General features: G+C 68.8%; 14 protein-coding genes. 6 read left to right on the top strand and 8 right to left on the bottom strand.

The window, feature by feature from the left end:
* From ACWZHB_RS16690 to ACWZHB_RS16705, 4 genes are all read right to left on the bottom strand, one after another.
* The gene (locus ACWZHB_RS16690; RefSeq protein WP_427908845.1) at positions 1 to 1,551 is read right to left on the bottom strand and encodes an endolytic transglycosylase MltG; all 1,551 of its coding nucleotides are present in this window, start codon (positions 1,549 to 1,551) and stop codon (positions 1 to 3) included.
* A complete protein-coding gene (gene ruvX, locus ACWZHB_RS16695; protein WP_427908846.1) occupies positions 1,548 to 2,111 on the bottom strand; it encodes a Holliday junction resolvase RuvX in 564 nt (187 codons plus the stop codon). The genes ACWZHB_RS16690 and ruvX overlap by 4 nt, the downstream gene beginning before the upstream one ends.
* Positions 2,111 to 4,774: an alanine--tRNA ligase gene (gene alaS / locus ACWZHB_RS16700; protein WP_427908847.1), complete on the bottom strand. Its 2,664-nt coding sequence runs from the start codon at positions 4,772 to 4,774 to the stop codon at positions 2,111 to 2,113. Before alaS ends, ruvX begins: the two co-directional genes overlap by 1 nt.
* A gap of 74 nt (positions 4,775 to 4,848) precedes the next feature.
* Entirely contained in the window at positions 4,849 to 6,222 is a 1,374-nt protein-coding gene (locus tag ACWZHB_RS16705; protein ID WP_427909188.1) for a replication-associated recombination protein A, read from the bottom strand.
* Positions 6,223 to 6,334: 112 nt separating this feature from the next.
* Here ACWZHB_RS16705 and ACWZHB_RS16710 point away from each other — a divergent pair, with 112 nt between their 5' ends.
* From ACWZHB_RS16710 to ACWZHB_RS16720, 3 genes are all read left to right on the top strand, one after another.
* On the top strand, positions 6,335 to 8,020 hold the full coding sequence (locus tag ACWZHB_RS16710; RefSeq protein WP_427908848.1) for an alkaline phosphatase D family protein: 1,686 nt from the start codon (positions 6,335 to 6,337) through the stop codon (positions 8,018 to 8,020).
* Between the two features lie 134 nt (positions 8,021 to 8,154).
* Complete coding sequence (locus ACWZHB_RS16715) at positions 8,155 to 8,508, top strand: YciI family protein (protein WP_427908849.1); 354 nt, start codon at positions 8,155 to 8,157, stop codon at positions 8,506 to 8,508.
* Positions 8,505 to 9,752 carry an RNA polymerase sigma factor gene (locus ACWZHB_RS16720; protein ID WP_427908850.1) on the top strand — a complete coding sequence of 416 codons (1,248 nt, stop codon included), beginning with the start codon at positions 8,505 to 8,507 and terminating at the stop codon, positions 9,750 to 9,752. Before ACWZHB_RS16715 ends, ACWZHB_RS16720 begins: the two co-directional genes overlap by 4 nt.
* Here ACWZHB_RS16720 and ACWZHB_RS16725 read toward each other — a convergent pair whose 3' ends face one another.
* Positions 9,753 to 10,574, bottom strand: coding sequence for a siderophore-interacting protein (locus ACWZHB_RS16725; RefSeq protein WP_427908851.1), 822 nt, complete (start codon positions 10,572 to 10,574; stop codon positions 9,753 to 9,755).
* Between the two features lie 70 nt (positions 10,575 to 10,644).
* Positions 10,645 to 11,814: a phosphotransferase family protein gene (locus ACWZHB_RS16730; protein ID WP_427908852.1), complete on the bottom strand. Its 1,170-nt coding sequence runs from the start codon at positions 11,812 to 11,814 to the stop codon at positions 10,645 to 10,647.
* 193 nt (positions 11,815 to 12,007) lie between these two features.
* Here ACWZHB_RS16730 and ACWZHB_RS16735 point away from each other — a divergent pair, with 193 nt between their 5' ends.
* On the top strand, positions 12,008 to 13,027 hold the full coding sequence (locus ACWZHB_RS16735; protein WP_427908853.1) for a DUF2189 domain-containing protein: 1,020 nt from the start codon (positions 12,008 to 12,010) through the stop codon (positions 13,025 to 13,027).
* A gap of 2 nt (positions 13,028 to 13,029) precedes the next feature.
* On the opposite strand, the gene ACWZHB_RS16740 is transcribed toward ACWZHB_RS16735, so the two are convergent.
* Both ACWZHB_RS16740 and aspS read right to left on the bottom strand, forming a co-directional pair.
* Positions 13,030 to 13,998: a DUF389 domain-containing protein gene (locus ACWZHB_RS16740; RefSeq protein ID WP_427908854.1), complete on the bottom strand. Its 969-nt coding sequence runs from the start codon at positions 13,996 to 13,998 to the stop codon at positions 13,030 to 13,032.
* 75 nt (positions 13,999 to 14,073) lie between these two features.
* Positions 14,074 to 15,879: an aspartate--tRNA ligase gene (aspS, locus tag ACWZHB_RS16745; protein WP_427908855.1), complete on the bottom strand. Its 1,806-nt coding sequence runs from the start codon at positions 15,877 to 15,879 to the stop codon at positions 14,074 to 14,076.
* Positions 15,880 to 16,087: 208 nt separating this feature from the next.
* On the opposite strand from aspS, the gene ypfJ reads away from it, so the two are divergent.
* Positions 16,088 to 17,014, top strand: a complete 927-nt coding sequence (gene ypfJ / locus ACWZHB_RS16750; RefSeq protein ID WP_427908856.1) for a KPN_02809 family neutral zinc metallopeptidase — start codon at positions 16,088 to 16,090, stop codon at positions 17,012 to 17,014.
* A 48-nt stretch (positions 17,015 to 17,062) separates the two neighbouring features.
* Positions 17,063 to 17,557 carry a hypothetical protein gene (locus tag ACWZHB_RS16755; protein WP_427908857.1) on the top strand — a complete coding sequence of 165 codons (495 nt, stop codon included), beginning with the start codon at positions 17,063 to 17,065 and terminating at the stop codon, positions 17,555 to 17,557.
* Positions 17,558 to 17,561: the final 4 nt, after the last annotated feature.

A 17,561-nucleotide genomic window follows, 5' to 3' on the forward strand; every position in this document is an offset into this window, starting at 1 on the left:
TCAGCGCCCACTGTCGAGAATGCCGCTCTGCTCGGCCTTCACGATATTGCGCAGGTGCTCGGAGTAGCTCTCGGTGAACAGGGTGGTGCCCTTCTTGTCGATCGTGACGAAGTACAGCCACTTGCCCGGCTCCGGATTCTCCATCGCCTGCAGGGCTTTGAGCGACGGCGCGGAGATCGGGTTGGCGGGCAGGCCCGACATCGCGTAGGTGTTCCACGGCGTCACGGTGCCGCGGTCGGCGTCGGTGGTGGCGACCTCGGTCTCCTCGAGCGAATAGTTCACCGTCGAGTCGAACTGCAACGGCTGGTCGATCCGCAGCCGGTTGACGATGACCCGCGCGACTTTCGGCATGTCCGGCGCCAGCGCTTCGCGTTCGACCAGCGATGCCGCGATCAACGTCTGGTACGGGTCGAGCTGGGTTTCGGCACCCGAACGCAGCAGCCCGGTGGACTCGTAGAGCGCCGCACTCGCGGTGATCAACTGCCGCAGAATCTGCACCGCGCCACCACTGGGATCGAAATCCAGCGTGCCCGCCGAGATCAGCCCGTCGAGCTGCCGACGCCGGTCCGGTGCGGCCGCGACCGCCGCCTTGGCCCAGTCGGGCACGCCGAGCGCGGCCAGGTCGGTGCTCGCGCCCGCGGCGTCGAGCTGCTCGTAGGTGACGCACTTGGCGGCGGTACCGGCGCCGAGGCAGCTGGCGGCCGCGATCTTGGTGTAGATGCCCTCGGTGGGGGCACCGGTGTGGACATCGGTCCGGTTGTGCAGCTGACGTCCCTCGGAGATCACGACATTGCCGACGCGCGAGTTCTTCGACACCAGCGAGGTCACCGCGTGTGCCGCCGGACTGGTTTTCTGGACCGCGTAGAAACCGGGCTGCACGTTGTTCATGTTCGAATTGCGCACGGCCGCTTCGTAGAACGCCGCCGAGCTGGCCACGACACCCTTGTCGTGCATGGTGTCGGCGATCTGGGTGGCGGTGTCACCGGAATGCACCTGGACCACCACGAGTTCGCCGGGCGGGCCCGCGAAATCCTCGGCGGGGGCGAGGCTGCCCATCAGTTTGTAGCCGGCGAAACCGGCGGCGGAGACGAACAGCACGACGAACACCGCCGCGATCACCCACATATTGCGGCGTCGCTTCTTGCGCTCGGCCGCCTTGCGCGAGGCGATCCGCGATTTGGCGCGTCCCGACGGCTTACCCCGGCCCGACGGCTTACTCCGACCCGGCTGTTTGCTCCGGCCCGATGCCGGGCGCGGGCGGCCACGCTCGGCTACCGCGGCGCGCTGCCCGATGCGCCGCGGGGGGACGACCGGCTCGGGGTCCGGTTCCGGTTCGAGCTCGTCGGCCACCACGTGGTCGTCGTAGATCTCGTCCTCGTAGCGGGGGATGACGTCGGTTCCGTCCTCGTCCCACTCGCCGCGATCGGGCGCCTGGTACTCGTCGTCGCGCACCGTGCGGGCATCGAGGCCCCAGTCGTCGCGGCGGGGATAGCGCCGATCAGCTTCCCGTGCCCGGTAGCGTTCCTCGGCCCTGGTCCATCGGTCGGTCATGCATCGTCTCCGACCCTCGCCGTATCCGCTGAGTCCTTCAAGTAGTCGTTCAACACCGAACTCCGCTCGTCCAACCATCCTTGCAGAATCGACACGGCTGCCGCCTGGTCGATCATCTGCCGCTGGCCACGTGCGCGAACTCCACTGTCGCGCAGCGCACGTGCAGCAGACACCGTAGTCAAACGTTCGTCGGAAAGGCGTATCGGAATCGGGTCGATCACCCGGCGCAACTGCTTGGCAAACTTGCGGGCAATCGCGGCGGCGGTGCCGTTTTCGCCGCGCAGGGTGCGTGGCAGGCCGATGATCACCTCGACCGCTTCGTACTCCCGCACAATGTCGGCAATTCTTGCGATGTCGGCGGGTGGGCCCGCGCGCCCACCGGATTTGGCGCGCGCGACGGTCTCGACCGGGGTGGCGAGGATGCCGTCGGGGTCGCTCGAGGCGACGCCGATGCGCACGCTACCGACGTCGACCGCGATCCGGCGGCCCCGCCCGGGGTCGGTGTCCGGGTGCGGTCGGTCGGCGTCGGATTCGGAGTCCGGCGATCCGGGGGTCGTCATCAGCCGGCGAGTTCGGCCACCCGGGCACGGACCGCGGTCAAACCGGCCGGGATACCCGACGGATCCGAACCCGCGCCCTGCGCCATCTCCGGCTTGCCGCCACCGCGACCGGCGATACTCGGCCCGAAGGCCGCGACCAGATCACCGGACTTGACGCCGAGATCCTGGGCGGCCTTGTTCACGGTCACCACGAACGGCGCCTTGCCCTCGACACTGCCGAGCAGCACGACGACCGCGGCCTCACTACCGAGACGGCCACGGATATCGGTGGCCAGCGTCCGCAGGTCACCGGCCGACACGCCCTCGGGCGCCGCGGCGGCCACCAGACGCACCGCACCGACCCGCTCGGCCTGCTCGGCGAACGTGCCCGCCGAGGACAGCACCGCGGCGATCTTGGTGCGCTCGAGTTCCTTCTCGGCCACCTTGAGCCGCTCCACGAGCTGCTCCACCCGCGCGGGCACCTCGTCCGAGGGCACCTTCAGCGACGACGCGACACCGGCCAGCAGCGCACGCTCCTTGGCCAGGTACTTGTAGGAGTCCAGGCCGACGAAGGCCTCGACGCGACGCACACCGGAACCGACCGAGGACTCACCCAGCAGGGTGATCGGGCCGATCTGCGAGGAGTGCTCCACATGGGTGCCACCGCACAGCTCCATCGAGAACGGGCCGCCGATCTCCACGACGCGCACCTCGTCGCCGTAGTTCTCGCCGAACAGCGCCATCGCGCCCATTTCCTTGGCCTTGGGCAGATCCGTGACGAAGGTGTTCACCGGGAAGTCCGCGCCGACAGCGTCATTGGAGACGACCTCGATATCGGCCTTCTGCTGCTCGGAGAGCGCGCCCTGCCAGTTGAAGTCGAACCGCAGGTAGCCGGGCTTGTTCAGCGAACCGGCCTGCACGGCGTTGGGGCCGAGGATCTGGCGTAGCGCGGCGTGCACCATGTGCGTGCCGGAGTGCCCCTGGGTGGCACCGCGACGCCAGGCGGGATCGGCTTGCGCGAGCACGACATCGCCCTCGGTGATCTGGCCCTGCTCGACGGTGGCCTTGTGTACCCAGACCTTCTTTGCGATCTTCTGCACGTCGTTGACCTGCAGTTTCAGGCCACTCGCCGTGATGGAGCCACGGTCGGCGATCTGACCACCGGACTCGGCGTAGAGCGGGCTGCGATCGAGGATGACCTCGATGTCCTGGCCTGCGGTGGCCACCGGGACGCGGACGCCGTCGGCGATCAGGGCCAGCACGTTCGCCTCGGAGGTCAGCTCGTCGAAGCCGGTGAACTCGGTGGCGCCGCGGTCGACCAGTTCCTTGTAGACGGTGAGGTCGGCGTGGGCGTGCTTGCGGGACTGGGCATCGTCCTTGGCGCGCTTGCGCTGCTCGGCCATCAGCGTCCGGAAACCGTCCTCGTCGACGGAAAGGCCCGCCTCAGCGGCCATTTCGAGGGTGAGGTCGATCGGGAAGCCGTACGTGTCGTGCAGGGCGAACGCGTCGGAACCCGTGATCTGCTTGCCGCCCTTGGACTTCACCGCGGTGGCGGCGTTGTCGAAGAGGGTCTCGCCGGTGTTGAGGGTCTTGAGGAACGCCATCTCCTCGCCGACCGACACGGTCTCGATGCGGGAGAAATCGGTGGCCAGTTCGGGGTAGGACGGTGCCATCAGGTCGGTGACGACCTTGATCAGCTCCGCCATCACCGGCTTCTCGGCACCGAGCAGGCGCGCCGACCGCACGATGCGGCGCAGCAGGCGGCGCAGCACGTAGCCGCGGCCGTCGTTGCCGGGGTTCACGCCGTCGGCGATGAGCATCGCGGCGGTGCGGGCGTGGTCGGCGATCACGCGGAAGCGCACGTCATCGGTGTGCTCGACGCCGTAGGAGCGGCCGGTGAGTTCCTCGGCCTTGTCGATGATCGGACGCATCAGGTCGGTCTCGTAGACGTTGTCCACGTCCTGGAGCAGGAACGCCACGCGCTCGACGCCCATGCCGGTGTCGATGTTCTGCTTGGGCAGCGGGCCCAGGATCTCAAAGTTGTCCTTGGAGATACCGGCACCGCGCTCGTTCTGCATGAACACGAGATTCCAGATCTCGATGTAGCGGTCCTCGTCGGCCTCCGGACCACCCTCGACGCCGTATTCGGGGCCGCGGTCGTAGTAGATCTCCGAGCACGGGCCACACGGGCCGGGAATGCCCATCGACCAGTAGTTGTCGGCCATGCCGCGGCGCTGGATGCGGTCGGCGGGCACGCCCATCTCGAGCCACATCCGCTCGGCCTCGTCGTCGTCGAGGTAGACGGTGACCCACAGGCGCTCGGGATCGAAGCCGTAGCCGCCGGCTTCGACGCTGTCGGTGAGCAGCGTCCAGGCCAGCGTGATGGCCTCACGCTTGAAGTAGTCGCCGAAGCTGAAATTGCCCGCCATCTGGAAGAACGTGTTGTGGCGGGTGGTGATGCCGACGTTCTCGATGTCGAGGGTGCGCACGCACTTCTGCACGCTGGTAGCGGTAGCCCACGGCGGGGTCTGCTGACCCAGGAAATACGGTACGAACTGGACCATGCCTGCGTTGACGAACAACAGGTTGGGGTCGGCCAGGATCAGCGAAGCACTGGGGACCTCGGTGTGTCCGGCACGGACGAAATGGTCCAGGAACCGTCGTCGAATCTCGTGGGTCTGCACAAATACCCAGCCTACCGGGCCGGGGCGCGAGGTTTTCCATCGACCGGGGTGGTTCGCGCCACGCCGCTGACCGGCTACTTTCCGCGGATGATGCGGCGCAACTTCTCCAGGCGCGGGGCGATGGTGCGTTCGTTGCCGTGATCGGTGGGCAGGTAGTAGTCGGTCCCGACCAGTTCGTCGGGCGGGTACTGCTGGGTGACGACGCCCTCGCGGTACTTGTGCGGGAATTTGTAGCCCTGGGCGTTGCCGAGCAGCGCGGCACCCGCGTAGTGGCCGTCGCGCAGGTAGGGCGGGACGGCACCGGCCTTACCACCGGAGATGTCGGCCATGGCGGTGCCGATGGCGGTGGTCACCGCGCCGGACTTGGGGGCGGTGGCGAGGTGGATGGTGGCCTGCGCCAGGGCGAGTTTGCACTCGGGCAGGCCGACCAGTTGGACGACCTGCGCGGCGGCGGTCGCCGTCTGCAGGGCCATCGGGTCGGCCATGCCGATGTCCTCGCTCGCGTGGATCATCAAGCGGCGGGCGATGAATCGGGGGTCTTCGCCCGCGGCGAGCATGCGCGCCAGGTAGTGCACGGCCGCGTCGACATCGGAACCACGAATGGACTTGATGAAGGCGCTGATCACGTCGTAGTGCTGGTCGCCCGCGCGGTCGTAGCGAACGGCGGCCTTGTCGACGGTGGCCTCGACCGTTTCCAGCTCGACGGCGCCCCCGGTCGCGCATTCAGCCGAGGCCTCCAGGGCAGTGAGCGCACGACGGGCGTCGCCGCCGGCGATCCGGACGATGTGTTCGATCGCCGCGTCGCTGACGGTGTAGGCGTCGGCCAGTCCGCGCGGGTCGCTGATCGCGCGGGCCAGAACCGCGCGGATGTCGTCCGGGGTGAGCGGTTGCAATTGCAGGACCAGCGAGCGCGACAGCAGCGGGGAGACCACCGAGAACGACGGATTCTCGGTGGTCGCGCCGACCAGCAGCACGACCCGGTTCTCGACGGCAGCCAGCAGCGCGTCCTGCTGGGTCTTGGAGAAGCGATGGATCTCGTCGATGAACAGCACGGTCTGTTCGCCCGCGGTGAGCCGGCGCCGGGCCAGGTCGATGACCGCGCGCACCTCTTTGACGCCGGCCGAGAGTGCCGACAGCGCTTCGAACCGCCGGCCGGTGGCCTGTGACAGCAGCGAGGCGAGGGTGGTCTTGCCGGTGCCGGGCGGTCCGTAGAGCAGCACCGATGCCGCACCGGAGCCTTCGACGAGCCGGCGCAGCGGGGACCCGGGGCCGAGTAGATGCTGCTGACCGATCACCTCGTCGAGGTTCGCGGGGCGCATGCGCACCGCGAGCGGCGCACCCGAGTCGCGACGGAACACCTCGTCGCCGGGTTCGGCGGACGCGTGTTCGCCGGGCACGTCGAAAAGGCTGTCGCTCACGTTCTGCAGGGTACCGACGCCCTCGGACATGTTCTGCGAGGACCAGCCCGCTCGCGCGCGGCGGAACCGACGCACAGTTGCCGACAAAGTGGACAATTGACCAACACTTTCCGCGAAGACTTGCGCTCGAGTGATCCGTGCGATGAGATCGCTGATCGTGGCCGAAATCGCCGAAGTCCCCGCCGTTGTCGAGTCTGCCTTCGCGCGGCGGGCCTTGTTCAAGGGCAGCAGCGTCATCGCCGTGGCGGCGTTGACCACCGTCGCGACCACGGCACGGGCGGTCGGGGCCGTCGGGGTGTTCCAGCACGGCGTCGCCTCGGGCGACCCACTGCCGACCGCCGTCATCCTCTGGACCAGGGTGACGGTCGCCGAGGACGCCACCCCGGGTTCCGGCCTCGGCCCGGCGACAGCGGTCCGCTGGGAAATCGCCACCGACGCCGGTTTCGGCGCGCTCGCGGCGTCGGGCACCGTCACGGCTTCGGCCGAGACCGACCACACCGTCAAGGTCGACGCGACCGGCCTCACGCCCGGCCAGGACTACTTCTACCGGTTCACCGCGCAGGGCGAGACCTCCCCTCTCGGCCGCACCAGGACCGCCCCCGCACCGGACAGCGACATCGACCGGCTGCGCCTCGGCCTGGTCTCCTGCGCCAACTGGGAAGCGGGCTGGTTCGGCTCCTACCGCCATCTGGCCGCGCGCACCGACCTCGACGCGATCGTGCACCTCGGCGACTACCTCTACGAATACGGGCGCGGGAAGTACACCGGCCGCAGCGGCGCGGTCCGCGCACACGATCCGGCGAACGAGATCGTCACCCTCACCGACTACCGCACCCGCCACGGCCAGTACAAGACCGATCCCGATCTGATGGCCCTGCACGCGAGCGTGCCGTTCATCTGCACCTGGGACGACCACGAGTCGGCCGACAACTCCTGGCGCGACGGCGCGGAGAACCACGACCCGGCCACCGAAGGGCCATGGGCCGACCGCAAGGCCGCCTCGACCCGCGCCTACCTGGAGTGGATGCCGGTGCGCGCGACCCGCGCCGACGGCCAGGTGCAGATCTACCGGCGGCTGCGTTTCGGCACGCTCGCCGAACTGTCGATGCTGGATCTGCGCAGCTATCGCGACGAGGAGGCCGGGCCGGTCGCGGGCTGGCGCCACGCCGATGATCCGGCCCGCACGATCACCGGCCGTGCTCAGATGGACTGGCTCACCGCCGGTCTCACCTCCTCGCCCACCCGCTGGAAGCTGATCGGCAACTCGGTGATGGTCGCGCCGCTGATGTTCCCGCCGCTGGAACCCGCCACGACCGAGGCGATCACGACCGCCCTCGGCCTGCCCCAGGGCGGCATCACCGTCAACGGCGATCAGTGGGACGGCTACACCGCCGACCGGCGCACCCTGTTCGCCGCCATCACCGACAACCGGGTGAGCGATGTCGTGTTCCTGACCGGCGACATCCACACCTCCTGGGCCGCGGATCTGCCGGTGGACCCGGCGAACTACCCCGGCGGGCCGACGGCAGGCGCGGAGTTCGTCATCCCGTCGGTCACCTCGTCGAGTGTCGGCGACCTGCTGAAAATGCCCGCGCGCACCGCGTCGATCCCCGCGGAAGCCGCGATCCAGGCGGCCAACCACCACCTGCGCTACGTCGAACTCGACTCGCACGGTTTCGGTGTCCTCGAGGTGACCGCAGGCCAGACCCAGATGGACTGGTTCTACGTGCTCGACGTCACCGATCCGGGTTCCGGCGTGCGGCACGGGATGTCGTTCGCTGTACCCGCGGGCGGACGCCTGGAACCTAGGCCCGCACCGGTGCTCTGACCGCGGTTCGCCGCGAGGTCGCGCACATCGGCGCAGAATTCTTCGGACAGGGTTGTCGATTGCGCCCTCGGTCGCTCGTCGGGTGAGTACGGCCACCCGACGAGCGGGTAGCCCCAGACCCGAAGGAGACCGTCATGAGCCAGTACCTGGTCCTGATCTACGGCGACGAAGCCACCTACGCCGCCTACTCCCCCGCCGAATCCGAGGCCATGCTCGCCGCGCATCGGACGTTCCAGCAGATCGCCGGTGACACCAATCTCGGCGGGCAAGCCCTGCAGCCCACCGCGACCGCCACCACGATCCGCCGCGATGCCGACGGCGAGGTCGTCATCACCGACGGCCCGTTCGCCGAGGCGAAGGAAGCGCTCGGCGGCTACTACCTGCTCGAGGCGCCGGACCTGGATGCCGCGATCGCGCTCGCGGCGCAGGTGCCCGCGCCCACCGGTGGCGTCGAAGTGCGCCCGATCCAGGTCTTCCCGCAGCGGTGACCACGGCGGCGGCCGCGGCCGTCGAGCAGGCGCACCGTCGTGAGTGGGCCTTCGTGCTCGCCGCGACGGTGCGGCTGGTCCGCGATTTCGACCTCGCCGAGGAATGCGTGCAGGAGGCATACACGACGGCGCTGACCGCGTGGGCGAACGACGGAGTCCCGGCCAGACCCGGCGCCTGGCTGACGACGGTGGCGCGGCGACGCGGCCTCGATCTGCTGCGCCGCGACAGCGCCTTCCGCCGCACCCTGCCCCGGCTCGTCGTCGACGAACCGGTGGCCGACACCGCCGAGCTGGCGCTGGCCGACCTGGACGACCCGGCGATCCCCGACGACCGGCTGCGCCTGATCAGCACCTGCTGCCACCCCGCGCTCGCACCGCAGGCGCAGGTCGCGCTGACACTGCGGCTGGTCTGCGGTGTCACCACCGCGGAGGTGGCGCGGGCGTTCCTGGTGAGCGAGTCGACGATGGCCGCGCGCATCACCCGCGCCAAGAAGAAGATCGCGGTGGCGGCTATCCCGTATCGGGTGCCCTCGGTACGCGAGTTGCCGCAGCGGCTCGATTCCATCTGCGCGGTGATCCACTTGCTGTTCACCACCGGCCACACTGCGCCCGCGGGTGAGGTACTGGTCCGCGCCGATCTGGTCGACCGTGCGCTCCAGCTGGCCAGGATGATGCACGCGCTGGTCCCCGACGACCCGTCGGTGACCGGGCTGCTGGCACTGATCGTGCTCACCGACGCCCGCAGGGCCGCGCGCGTCGACGACGACGGCAACCTCTGCACGCTCGAACACCAGAACCGCGGCCGGTGGGACCACGCGGCCATCGCCGAGGGCATCGCACTGGTGAAACACGCTCTGCCACATACCGACCGCTATACCTTGCAGGCGGCGATCGCCGCGGTCCACGACGAGGCACCCACGTGGGCCGACACCGACTGGCGCGAAATCATCGGCCTGTACCGGCTGTTGCTGCGGAATTCGCCGTCGCCGGTCGCCTGGCTCAATCACGCCATCGCGGTCGGCCTCGCCGGCGATCCGGCGCGGGCACTGGCGCTGCTCGATCCGCTCGGCGCCGAACCCGCGCTGGCGACCTACGGCTATCTCGACGCCGCTCGCGCCGCTTTCCTCACCGAGCTCGGACGCACCGGCGAAGCGATCGCCGCCTACGAGTCGGCGCTGCTGCTCACCGACAACGCGGTCGAACGTGCCCATCTGCAGCGCAAACTGCGCACGCTGACCGGCTGATCACGCACCTTCGGCAGCCAGCTCCCGCTTCCATTCGCGGAAGCCCTCCTCGGTGCGGCCGCGCCGCCAGTACCCCGAGATCGAGAGCCATTTCGGCGCGACACCGCGTTCCTTGCGCAGGTAGGGGCGCAGCTGACGCATCACGGACTCGGCCTCGCCGTGCACGAACGCCTGGACCTGTCCCGGCAGCCACTCGGCCGAACGCACCGCGGCCACCAGTGGCGAGTGCGCCCCGGCGAGGTCGTCGGTGATCCGGTCCGAGGACACGCCGCGATGCACCCAGTGCAGGCGCAGGTCGGCAGGCGAGTCGAGGGCGATCTCGTCCTCGGTGCCGCCCACCTCGACGAACACGAGCGCGGGAGCGTCGGCCGGGAGTGCCGCCAGCGCGGCCGCGATGGCGGGCAGCGCCGATTCGTCACCGGCGAGCAGGTACCAGTCAGCCGCCGGGTCGGGCGCGAACGCACCGCCCGGGCCGTTCAACCAGAATCGGGTCCCTGGCTCCACCGAGCGCGCCCATGGACCGGCGATGCCCTCGTCACCGTGCACCACGAAGTCGATACTGATCTCGCGCCGCTCGGGATCGAAGGACCGCACGGTGTAGGTGCGCAGTACCGGCTGGCTCTCCGGGCCGAGCGTCGCGCGCACCGTGTCGAGATCGAACGGCTCCTGGTATTCGACACCGGGCGCCGGAAAGATCAACTTCACATAGGCGTCGGTGAACTCGTTCGGGTTGAATCCGTCCGAGACGGTGCCGACCACCCGCACAAGATGCGGGGTCAACCACTGCTTGCGGACGACTGTGACGGTAACCGGTTTCGGCACGGCAGCTCCCAACTCCTGAAGAAGAACCCTGCCGACGGTACCCGCGTCGCGCCCGAAAGTGGGGCGGCCGTTACTCCGACCAGCGCTCTTCGAGCATTGCCGAGACCTGTTCGGCGAAGTCGCCGACCGCGTCGTCGCCGGTCATCCTGGCGTCCTCGGCCAGCGCCGACCAGCGGTTGATCAGCGCTTCCGAGCGCGGCACCGACAGCCCGTGTTCGCGGGCCGTGGCGATGCGGGTGTGGTCGGCCGGCAGGAACCAGTAGGTGGACAGCCAGACCCAGATCAGCCGGGCCTCGAGGATCCGCTCGGCCAGCACCGTGTCGTCGGCCAGCGACGGCCAGACGCCGACCACGGCCGAACGCCAGGCCTCGACCATTTCCTTGGCACGGCTGCGCGAGAGCTCGAAATCGCACAGGCAACCGGGGAACGAGACCAGCGCGTAGGCGATGTCGAGGGTGGCGTCGCGGAAACCGCCCCACTCGTAGTCGAGGAACCGCGCGCCTTCCTCGTTCATGATCACGTTGTCGGGGCACAGGTCCGACGGGCTGAACGCGCGGTAGCGACCACCGGTGAACAGGCGGTTGCCGTGCACGATGCGTTCGGCGATCTCGCCCGGCACCTCGATGCCGAACTCCGCGAGCAGCAATCCGGGGACATCGGCGATAGCGGCCTGCGCCTGCTGGGCGATCCCGTCGACGCGATGGACCGAGTCGACCCGGCGCATCAGGGCGACGAAGTCGGGTTCGCGACCGACGGTCGCGGCGTGCATCCGGCCCAGCGCCTGCGCGAAGGCCATCAGCGAGTTGCGGGTGCCGGGCTCGACGCGGGCTTGCAGCACCGAGGTGAGCAAGGCGTTGTCGCCGAGGTCGGAGAGCACGAGCAGCCGGTCGGGGACGCTGTGCGCGATCAGGAACGCGCCGGGACGCTGTTCGCGGCTCAACGCGGTGGTGAACTGGTAGGACACCGCCTCGCGCAGGAAGGCGGCGTCGATGCTGGCGACGCCGGGCGCCATTCCACCGATGCGGCGGTCAGGACTGGAACCGCGCACCTGCTTGACGATCAGCGTGCGCGGCAACGAAAATGCGTTCTCCGCAACACGCACGCGTAGGACTGTCGTCCTACCACTGCCGCTGAGCTCCATCGGATCACTCAGCTTTACCGGAGCACCCATTCGCTTTGTGAGCAACTGTTGTGCTGCGGACACGACGTCGGCGGCGCGTTCGGCCAATAGTGCGGTCATCGCCTCTCAAGCTACTCGTACCTGGTCACTTCTAGCGAGCGGTTGGACAACCTTTCCGCGTCGTTCGGCGTGTTGGCGCTGAGGTTGCGCGTGTGTGCCTGTTCGCTTGACACATCAGCCGCTCTTCGGGTTTTCTCATCGTGAACTGCTGTGCGCCACACCGCAAACCGGTTGAGTCGAAAGGTCTATCACAGTGACCGACACTCCGTACGCCGCATCGAGCGATTCACCGGGCGGGTCGCCGGTTCCGGGCGGTGGCGGACAGTTCGCCGGACCCCCCGGCAGACATGAGGGAACCGGTCAACCGCCCACTCCGGCCTCGGGCCAGAGCAGGCACGGAATGGCCGGTGGCGCAGGCTATCCGCAATTCGAAGGACCCGGTGCCGCCCAGTACGGACAGGAGCCGGTCGAGCCGCCACCGCCGATTGCCGGCCAAGGTGGCCCCACACCGCACTACGGGCCCGCGGGCACGGGGCCCGGTTACGCGGTCCCCCAGGCGAAACCGGAGAATCCGGCCTACGCCGCCGCCCCCGCGACCGGCGTGTCGCCGGGCGGTGGCGGGCAGACGCCCGGTTACTACCATTCGGGAGCACAAGCCCTCGATATCGGCCGTTCGCTGAGCTACGGCTGGGAGCGATTCCGGGCGAATCCGGGTCCGTGGCTCGGCGTCACCGCGGTGGGTGTGTTGATCTATCTCGGCTTCGTCGCCGTGGTCCAGATCGTCGAACCGACGTCACCGTTCAGCGTGCTGTTCCTGTTCTTGATGGTGATCGTCGCGCTGTGGCTGTTGCAGGCGGCGATGGTGCGCGGCGCGCTCTACGAAACCGACGGGTACCCACCGGCTTTCGGGTCGTACTTCCGATTCGTGAACGCGGGCAATGTCCTGCTCACTTCGCTGCTCGCCTTCGCCATCACCCTGCTCGCGTCGACGCTGTGCCTGCTGCCGGGCATTATCGCCGGGTTCCTGTGCATGTTCTCGATGCACTTCGTGATCGATCAGGACTACGGTCCGGTGGAAGCGATCAAGGCGAGTGCGCAGTTGGTACTGGCGAATCTGTGGGCGGCGGTGCTGCTTGCGCTGACCATCACGCTGGTCACCGTGGTCGGCGCGGCGCTGTGCGGGCTCGGCCTGTTCGTCGCCGGGCCGGTGTGTGTCATCGCGGTGACGTACTCCTACCGGATGCTGACCGCGGGACCCGTCGCCCGCGTCTGAGGTCAGCGTTCGAGGGTGGTCCGCATGCCGATGGCTCGTTTGAACCTGCCGATCGGGCCCCTGTCGTCGCCCGCCTTCGGCCGCAGCTCGAGCACCAGCACCCCGGCGATCACGATGCCGACCAGGTTCACCGCCAGCTGACCGGCCGACTCGAACGCGCGATGCCACTGTCCGAGCGTCGCCGCCACCACCGCGTACCCGGCCGCGGGCACGGTCGTCACCGAGATGAAGACACCGATCAGAGCGGCCGACTTGGCGGTGACCAGCGACAACATGCCCGCCGCGCCGGCGAGCAGCGCCACAACCAGCGAGAACGGACCGACCTCGTAGATGAAGTCAACGCTGTGGGCGTCGATCACGCCCTCGGTGGTGATCCAGCCGAGTTGCTCCCACACGATCGTCGCGCCGAGCGTGACCACCATGGCGATCGGAAATGCCACCGCCAAGGCGATCACCGAGCGCCGGGCCAGCCGCCAGTTGCGGCGCACCAGCGCCACCGACAGCGCTGCCAGGGGACCGAACTCCGGGCCGACCACCATCGCGCCGACGATCGTGACCGGCGAGTCGGTGGCCACCCCGATCGCGGCGAGCAGGCACGCGATGGTCAGGAACGCCACGAAGGTGGCGTTGAGTGAGGATTCCTCGTGGGTTTCCTTGAGCAGCTGTTCCCAGATCACCGCGTCGCTCGGATCACCGGGCGCGGCTCGGACGGCGCGGTCGGCGGCGTCGGAGAGCACCGCGGTGACCGGGCCGAGAGTGATCCCGCCGTGCTCGACGATGCCGAGCGACTTCACGTCGGCGAGTACCTTGTTGCCCGCCTCGCGCGCCACATCCGCCTGGACGAGATCGCCCGCGGGCTCGAGCGCGACCCCGCGCATCACCGTGAGGTGGGTGACGCCGGCGTCGGCTTCGAGGATCCGCACCAATCCATCGGTCTGATCGGGCGGGCTGATCACTCGCAGATGTAGCACCGGAGTCCTCCTGGTCGGTATCGCCGTGGCGATACGGCAACTGACCAGAAGGTACCGGGCTACCCTCGACGGCCGCTATTTCTCGGGCGCAACAACTTTCGGCGCGTCGGCGGCGGCCTTGACCTCGGGCTTGGCGTCGATGCCCGCCTCCTTGCGCTGCTGCGCGGTGATCTGCGCGGGCGCGTCGGTGAGCGGATCGACGCCGCCACCAGTCTTCGGGAACGCGATCACCTCGCGGATCGAGTCCTCACCGGCCAGCAGCGCGGTGATGCGGTCCCAGCCGAAGGCGATGCCGCCGTGCGGCGGGGCGCCGTAGGCGAAGGCGTCGAGCAGGAAGCCGAACTTGTCCTGGGCCTCGTCGTGGTCGATGCCCATCACCTTGAACACGCGTTCCTGGACGTCGCGGCGGTGGATACGGATGGAACCGCCACCGATCTCGTTGCCGTTGCAGACGATGTCGTAGGCATAGGCCAGCGCCGAACCGGGGTCGGTGTCGAAGGTGTCGATCGACTCCGGCTTGGGCGAGGTGAACGCGTGGTGCACCGCGGTCCAGGCCGAGTAGCCGAGCGCCACGTCGCCGCTGGCGGTGGCGTCGGCGGTGGGCTCGAACATCGGAGCGTCGACGATCCAGACGAAGGCCCAGGCGTTCGGGTCGATGAGGTCGCACTTGCGGGCGATCTCGCCGCGCGCGGCACCGAGCAGGGCCCGGCTCGACTTCACGGCACCGGCGGCGAAGAACACGCAGTCGCCCGGCTCGGCGCCGACCTGCTTGGCCAGGCCGTCGCGCTCGGCGTCGGTCAGGTTCTTGGCGACCGGGCCGCCCAGGGTGCCGTCTTCGTTGATCAGGATGTAGGCCAGGCCCTTGGCGCCGCGCTGCTTGGCCCAGTCCTGCCAGGCATCGAGCTGACGTCGCGGCTGGCTCGCGCCGCCGGGCATCACGACCGCGCCGACGTACTCCGACTGGAACACGCGGAACGTGGTGTCCTTGAAGTAGTCGGTGAGCTCGGTGATCTCGACGCCGAAGCGCAGGTCGGGCTTGTCGGAGCCGTAGCGCCGCATCGCCTCCGCGTAGGTCATGTGCGGGATCGGGGTGACGATGTCGTGGCCGACCAGCTTCCACAGCGAGGTCAGAATGTCCTCGGCCAGCAGGATCACGTCGTCCTGGCGGACAAAGCTCATCTCGATGTCGAGCTGAGTGAATTCGGGCTGACGGTCGGCGCGGAAGTCCTCGTCGCGGTAGCAGCGCGCGATCTGGTAGTAGCGCTCGATGCCACCGACCATGAGCAGCTGCTTGAACAGCTGCGGGCTCTGCGGCAGGGCGTAGAAGCTACCCGGCTGCAGACGCGCGGGAACCAGGAAGTCGCGGGCGCCCTCGGGGGTCGAGCGGGTGAGCGTGGGGGTCTCCACCTCGACGAAGTCGTGGCTCGCCAGCACATCGCGGGCGGCGGCGTTGACCTTGGAGCGCAGGCGGATGGCGTGGCCGGGGCCCTCGCGGCGCAGGTCGAGGTAGCGGTACTTGAGGCGGGTCTCGTCGCCGGGGGTCTCGTCGAGCTGGAACGGCAGTGGTGCGCTCTCGTTGAGCACGACCAGTTCCTTGGCGTCGACCTCGATCTGCCCGGTCGGCAGCTCCGGGTTCTCGTTGCCGTCGGGACGCCGTTCCACCACACCGGTGACCTGCACACAGAATTCCGCGCGGAGCTTGTGGGCCTGTTCGGCCGCCTCGCCCTCGCGGAAAACCACCTGCGAGACGCCCGAGGCGTCGCGCAGATCGATGAAGGTCACACCACCGTGGTCACGACGCCTCGCCACCCAGCCGGTGAGGGTGACGGTCTGACCGGCGTGCTCGCCTCGCAGCGAACCAGCCAAGTGGGTGCGCAGCACGGTATTCCTTTCGACAGACTTTCGTGGACTCGTCGCACCGGTGCGGATCCCCGGGTGCACTGCCATCGTAGTGAGACACGGTGCCCGGATGAAAACCGATATCTTCCCCACCGTGTCAAGCTTGTGACACCTGCCCACCGTCGCCGCTCCCGCCGACGGTGAATCGCGCTGTGGGGCAGCCGGACAACGAGCGAAGGCGAGTACCGCGATGACCTTCAACGAAGGTATGCAGATCGATCCCGGCCGGGCTTCCTCCGGCGGCGGGCCCGGTATGGGCGGCAAGGTCGCCCTCGGCGGCGGCGCGGGCGGTCTGATCCTGCTGGTGATCACGTTGCTCCTCGGCGGCGATCCGGGGTCGGTGCTCGGCAACTTCACCGGCGCGCAGGGCGAGCAGCAGGCGCAGCCGGGGACCGCGGGCACGCCGTCACACTGCAAGACCGGCGCCGACGCGAACAAATACGTCGACTGCCGGGTCGTGGCGACCGCGCAGAGCCTGGACGCGGTGTGGTCGGTGCAGTTGCCGAAGCAGACCGGCACGCGGTACGTGGAGCCGAAGCTGGTGCTGTTCACCGGCGGCGTGAGCACCGGGTGCGGCAACGCCACCAGCGATGTCGGCCCGTTCTACTGCCCCGCCGACCAGACCGCCTACTTCGATACGGCGTTCTTCCAGGAACTGACCGATCGCTTCGGCGCGAGCGCGGGACCGCTGGCGCAGGAGTACGTGGTCGCGCACGAGGTCGGCCACCACATCCAGAACCAGCTCGGCGATATCGGCAAGGCCCAGCGCGACCCGCAGGGTGCGACCTCCGGCGCTGTGCGCACCGAGCTGCAGGCCGACTGTTACGCCGGCATCTGGGCCCACTTCGCCGACAAGCAGCCGTCACCGGGCGGCGGGCAGCCCTTCCTGAATCCCCTGTCGGATACCGACATTCGGGACGCTTTGTCGGCCGCCAATGCCGTCGGCGACGACCGGATCCAGCGCAGCGCGGGCCGCGGTGTCAACCCCGAGTCGTGGACCCACGGGTCCTCGGACCAACGGCAGAAATGGTTCCTCGTCGGCTACCGGACCGGGTCGGTGCAGTCCTGCGACACCTATTCCGCGCGTGACCTCGACAACCCGCCCGGGCTACGCTGACTCCCCGAACGCGAAACCCGCGCACTGTCTTTCGATCGAGGGGAACCCATGCGCCCGACCATGACCGGACTGCTCGTCTGCGCTCTCGCACTCACCGGCGCGAGCGCCGTCGCCCATGCCGATCCGGCGCCGCTACCGTTGGTGAGTCTGACCACGATCCCCGACGGCTGGTCACAGCGCACCGACCTGCGCCCGGTGTTGCAGGTCTTCGCCGACGGCAAGGCCGTGCACATGCCCGACGCGGTGAGCAAGGACCGCAAGCCCGAGACCGCGCCCAAGAAGGTGACCGGAAAGGTTGCCACCGACGTGATCTCGGCCGCGCGCGACGAGATCAACGCGCTGAAGGACACCGATTTCGGGATCCCGGCAGGCGAGAACCGTGGCACCCAGATCATCGACCTGATGCCCGATGACCCGGCCGACGAAGCCCACCTGGTCATCTACTCCCCCGAGGCATCCGATGGCCTCAACCCGGAGCAGCAGGCCGCCCGCAAGCGCTTCACCGACCTCTACAAGAAGCTGGTCGACGCCTTCAAGAGCTGATCGT

The sequence above is a fragment of the Nocardia sp. FBN12 genome (assembly GCF_054031145.1).

Excerpts from the sequence above, each read along its gene's own strand:
- ypfJ (WP_427908856.1), top strand. The coding sequence starts at position 16,088 with ATGACCTTCAACGAAGGTATGCAGATCGATCCCGGCCGGGCTTCCTCC.
- ACWZHB_RS16705 (WP_427909188.1), bottom strand. The coding sequence starts at position 6,222 with ATGTCCGAGGGCGTCGGTACCCTGCAGAACGTGAGCGACAGCCTTTTC.
- ACWZHB_RS16690 (WP_427908845.1), bottom strand. The coding sequence starts at position 1,551 with ATGACCGACCGATGGACCAGGGCCGAGGAACGCTACCGGGCACGGGAA.
- ruvX (WP_427908846.1), bottom strand. The coding sequence starts at position 2,111 with ATGACGACCCCCGGATCGCCGGACTCCGAATCCGACGCCGACCGACCG.
- ACWZHB_RS16730 (WP_427908852.1), bottom strand. The coding sequence starts at position 11,814 with ATGACCGCACTATTGGCCGAACGCGCCGCCGACGTCGTGTCCGCAGCA.
- ACWZHB_RS16710 (WP_427908848.1), top strand. The coding sequence starts at position 6,335 with ATGAGATCGCTGATCGTGGCCGAAATCGCCGAAGTCCCCGCCGTTGTC.
- ACWZHB_RS16715 (WP_427908849.1), top strand. The coding sequence starts at position 8,155 with ATGAGCCAGTACCTGGTCCTGATCTACGGCGACGAAGCCACCTACGCC.
- ACWZHB_RS16755 (WP_427908857.1), top strand. The coding sequence starts at position 17,063 with ATGCGCCCGACCATGACCGGACTGCTCGTCTGCGCTCTCGCACTCACC.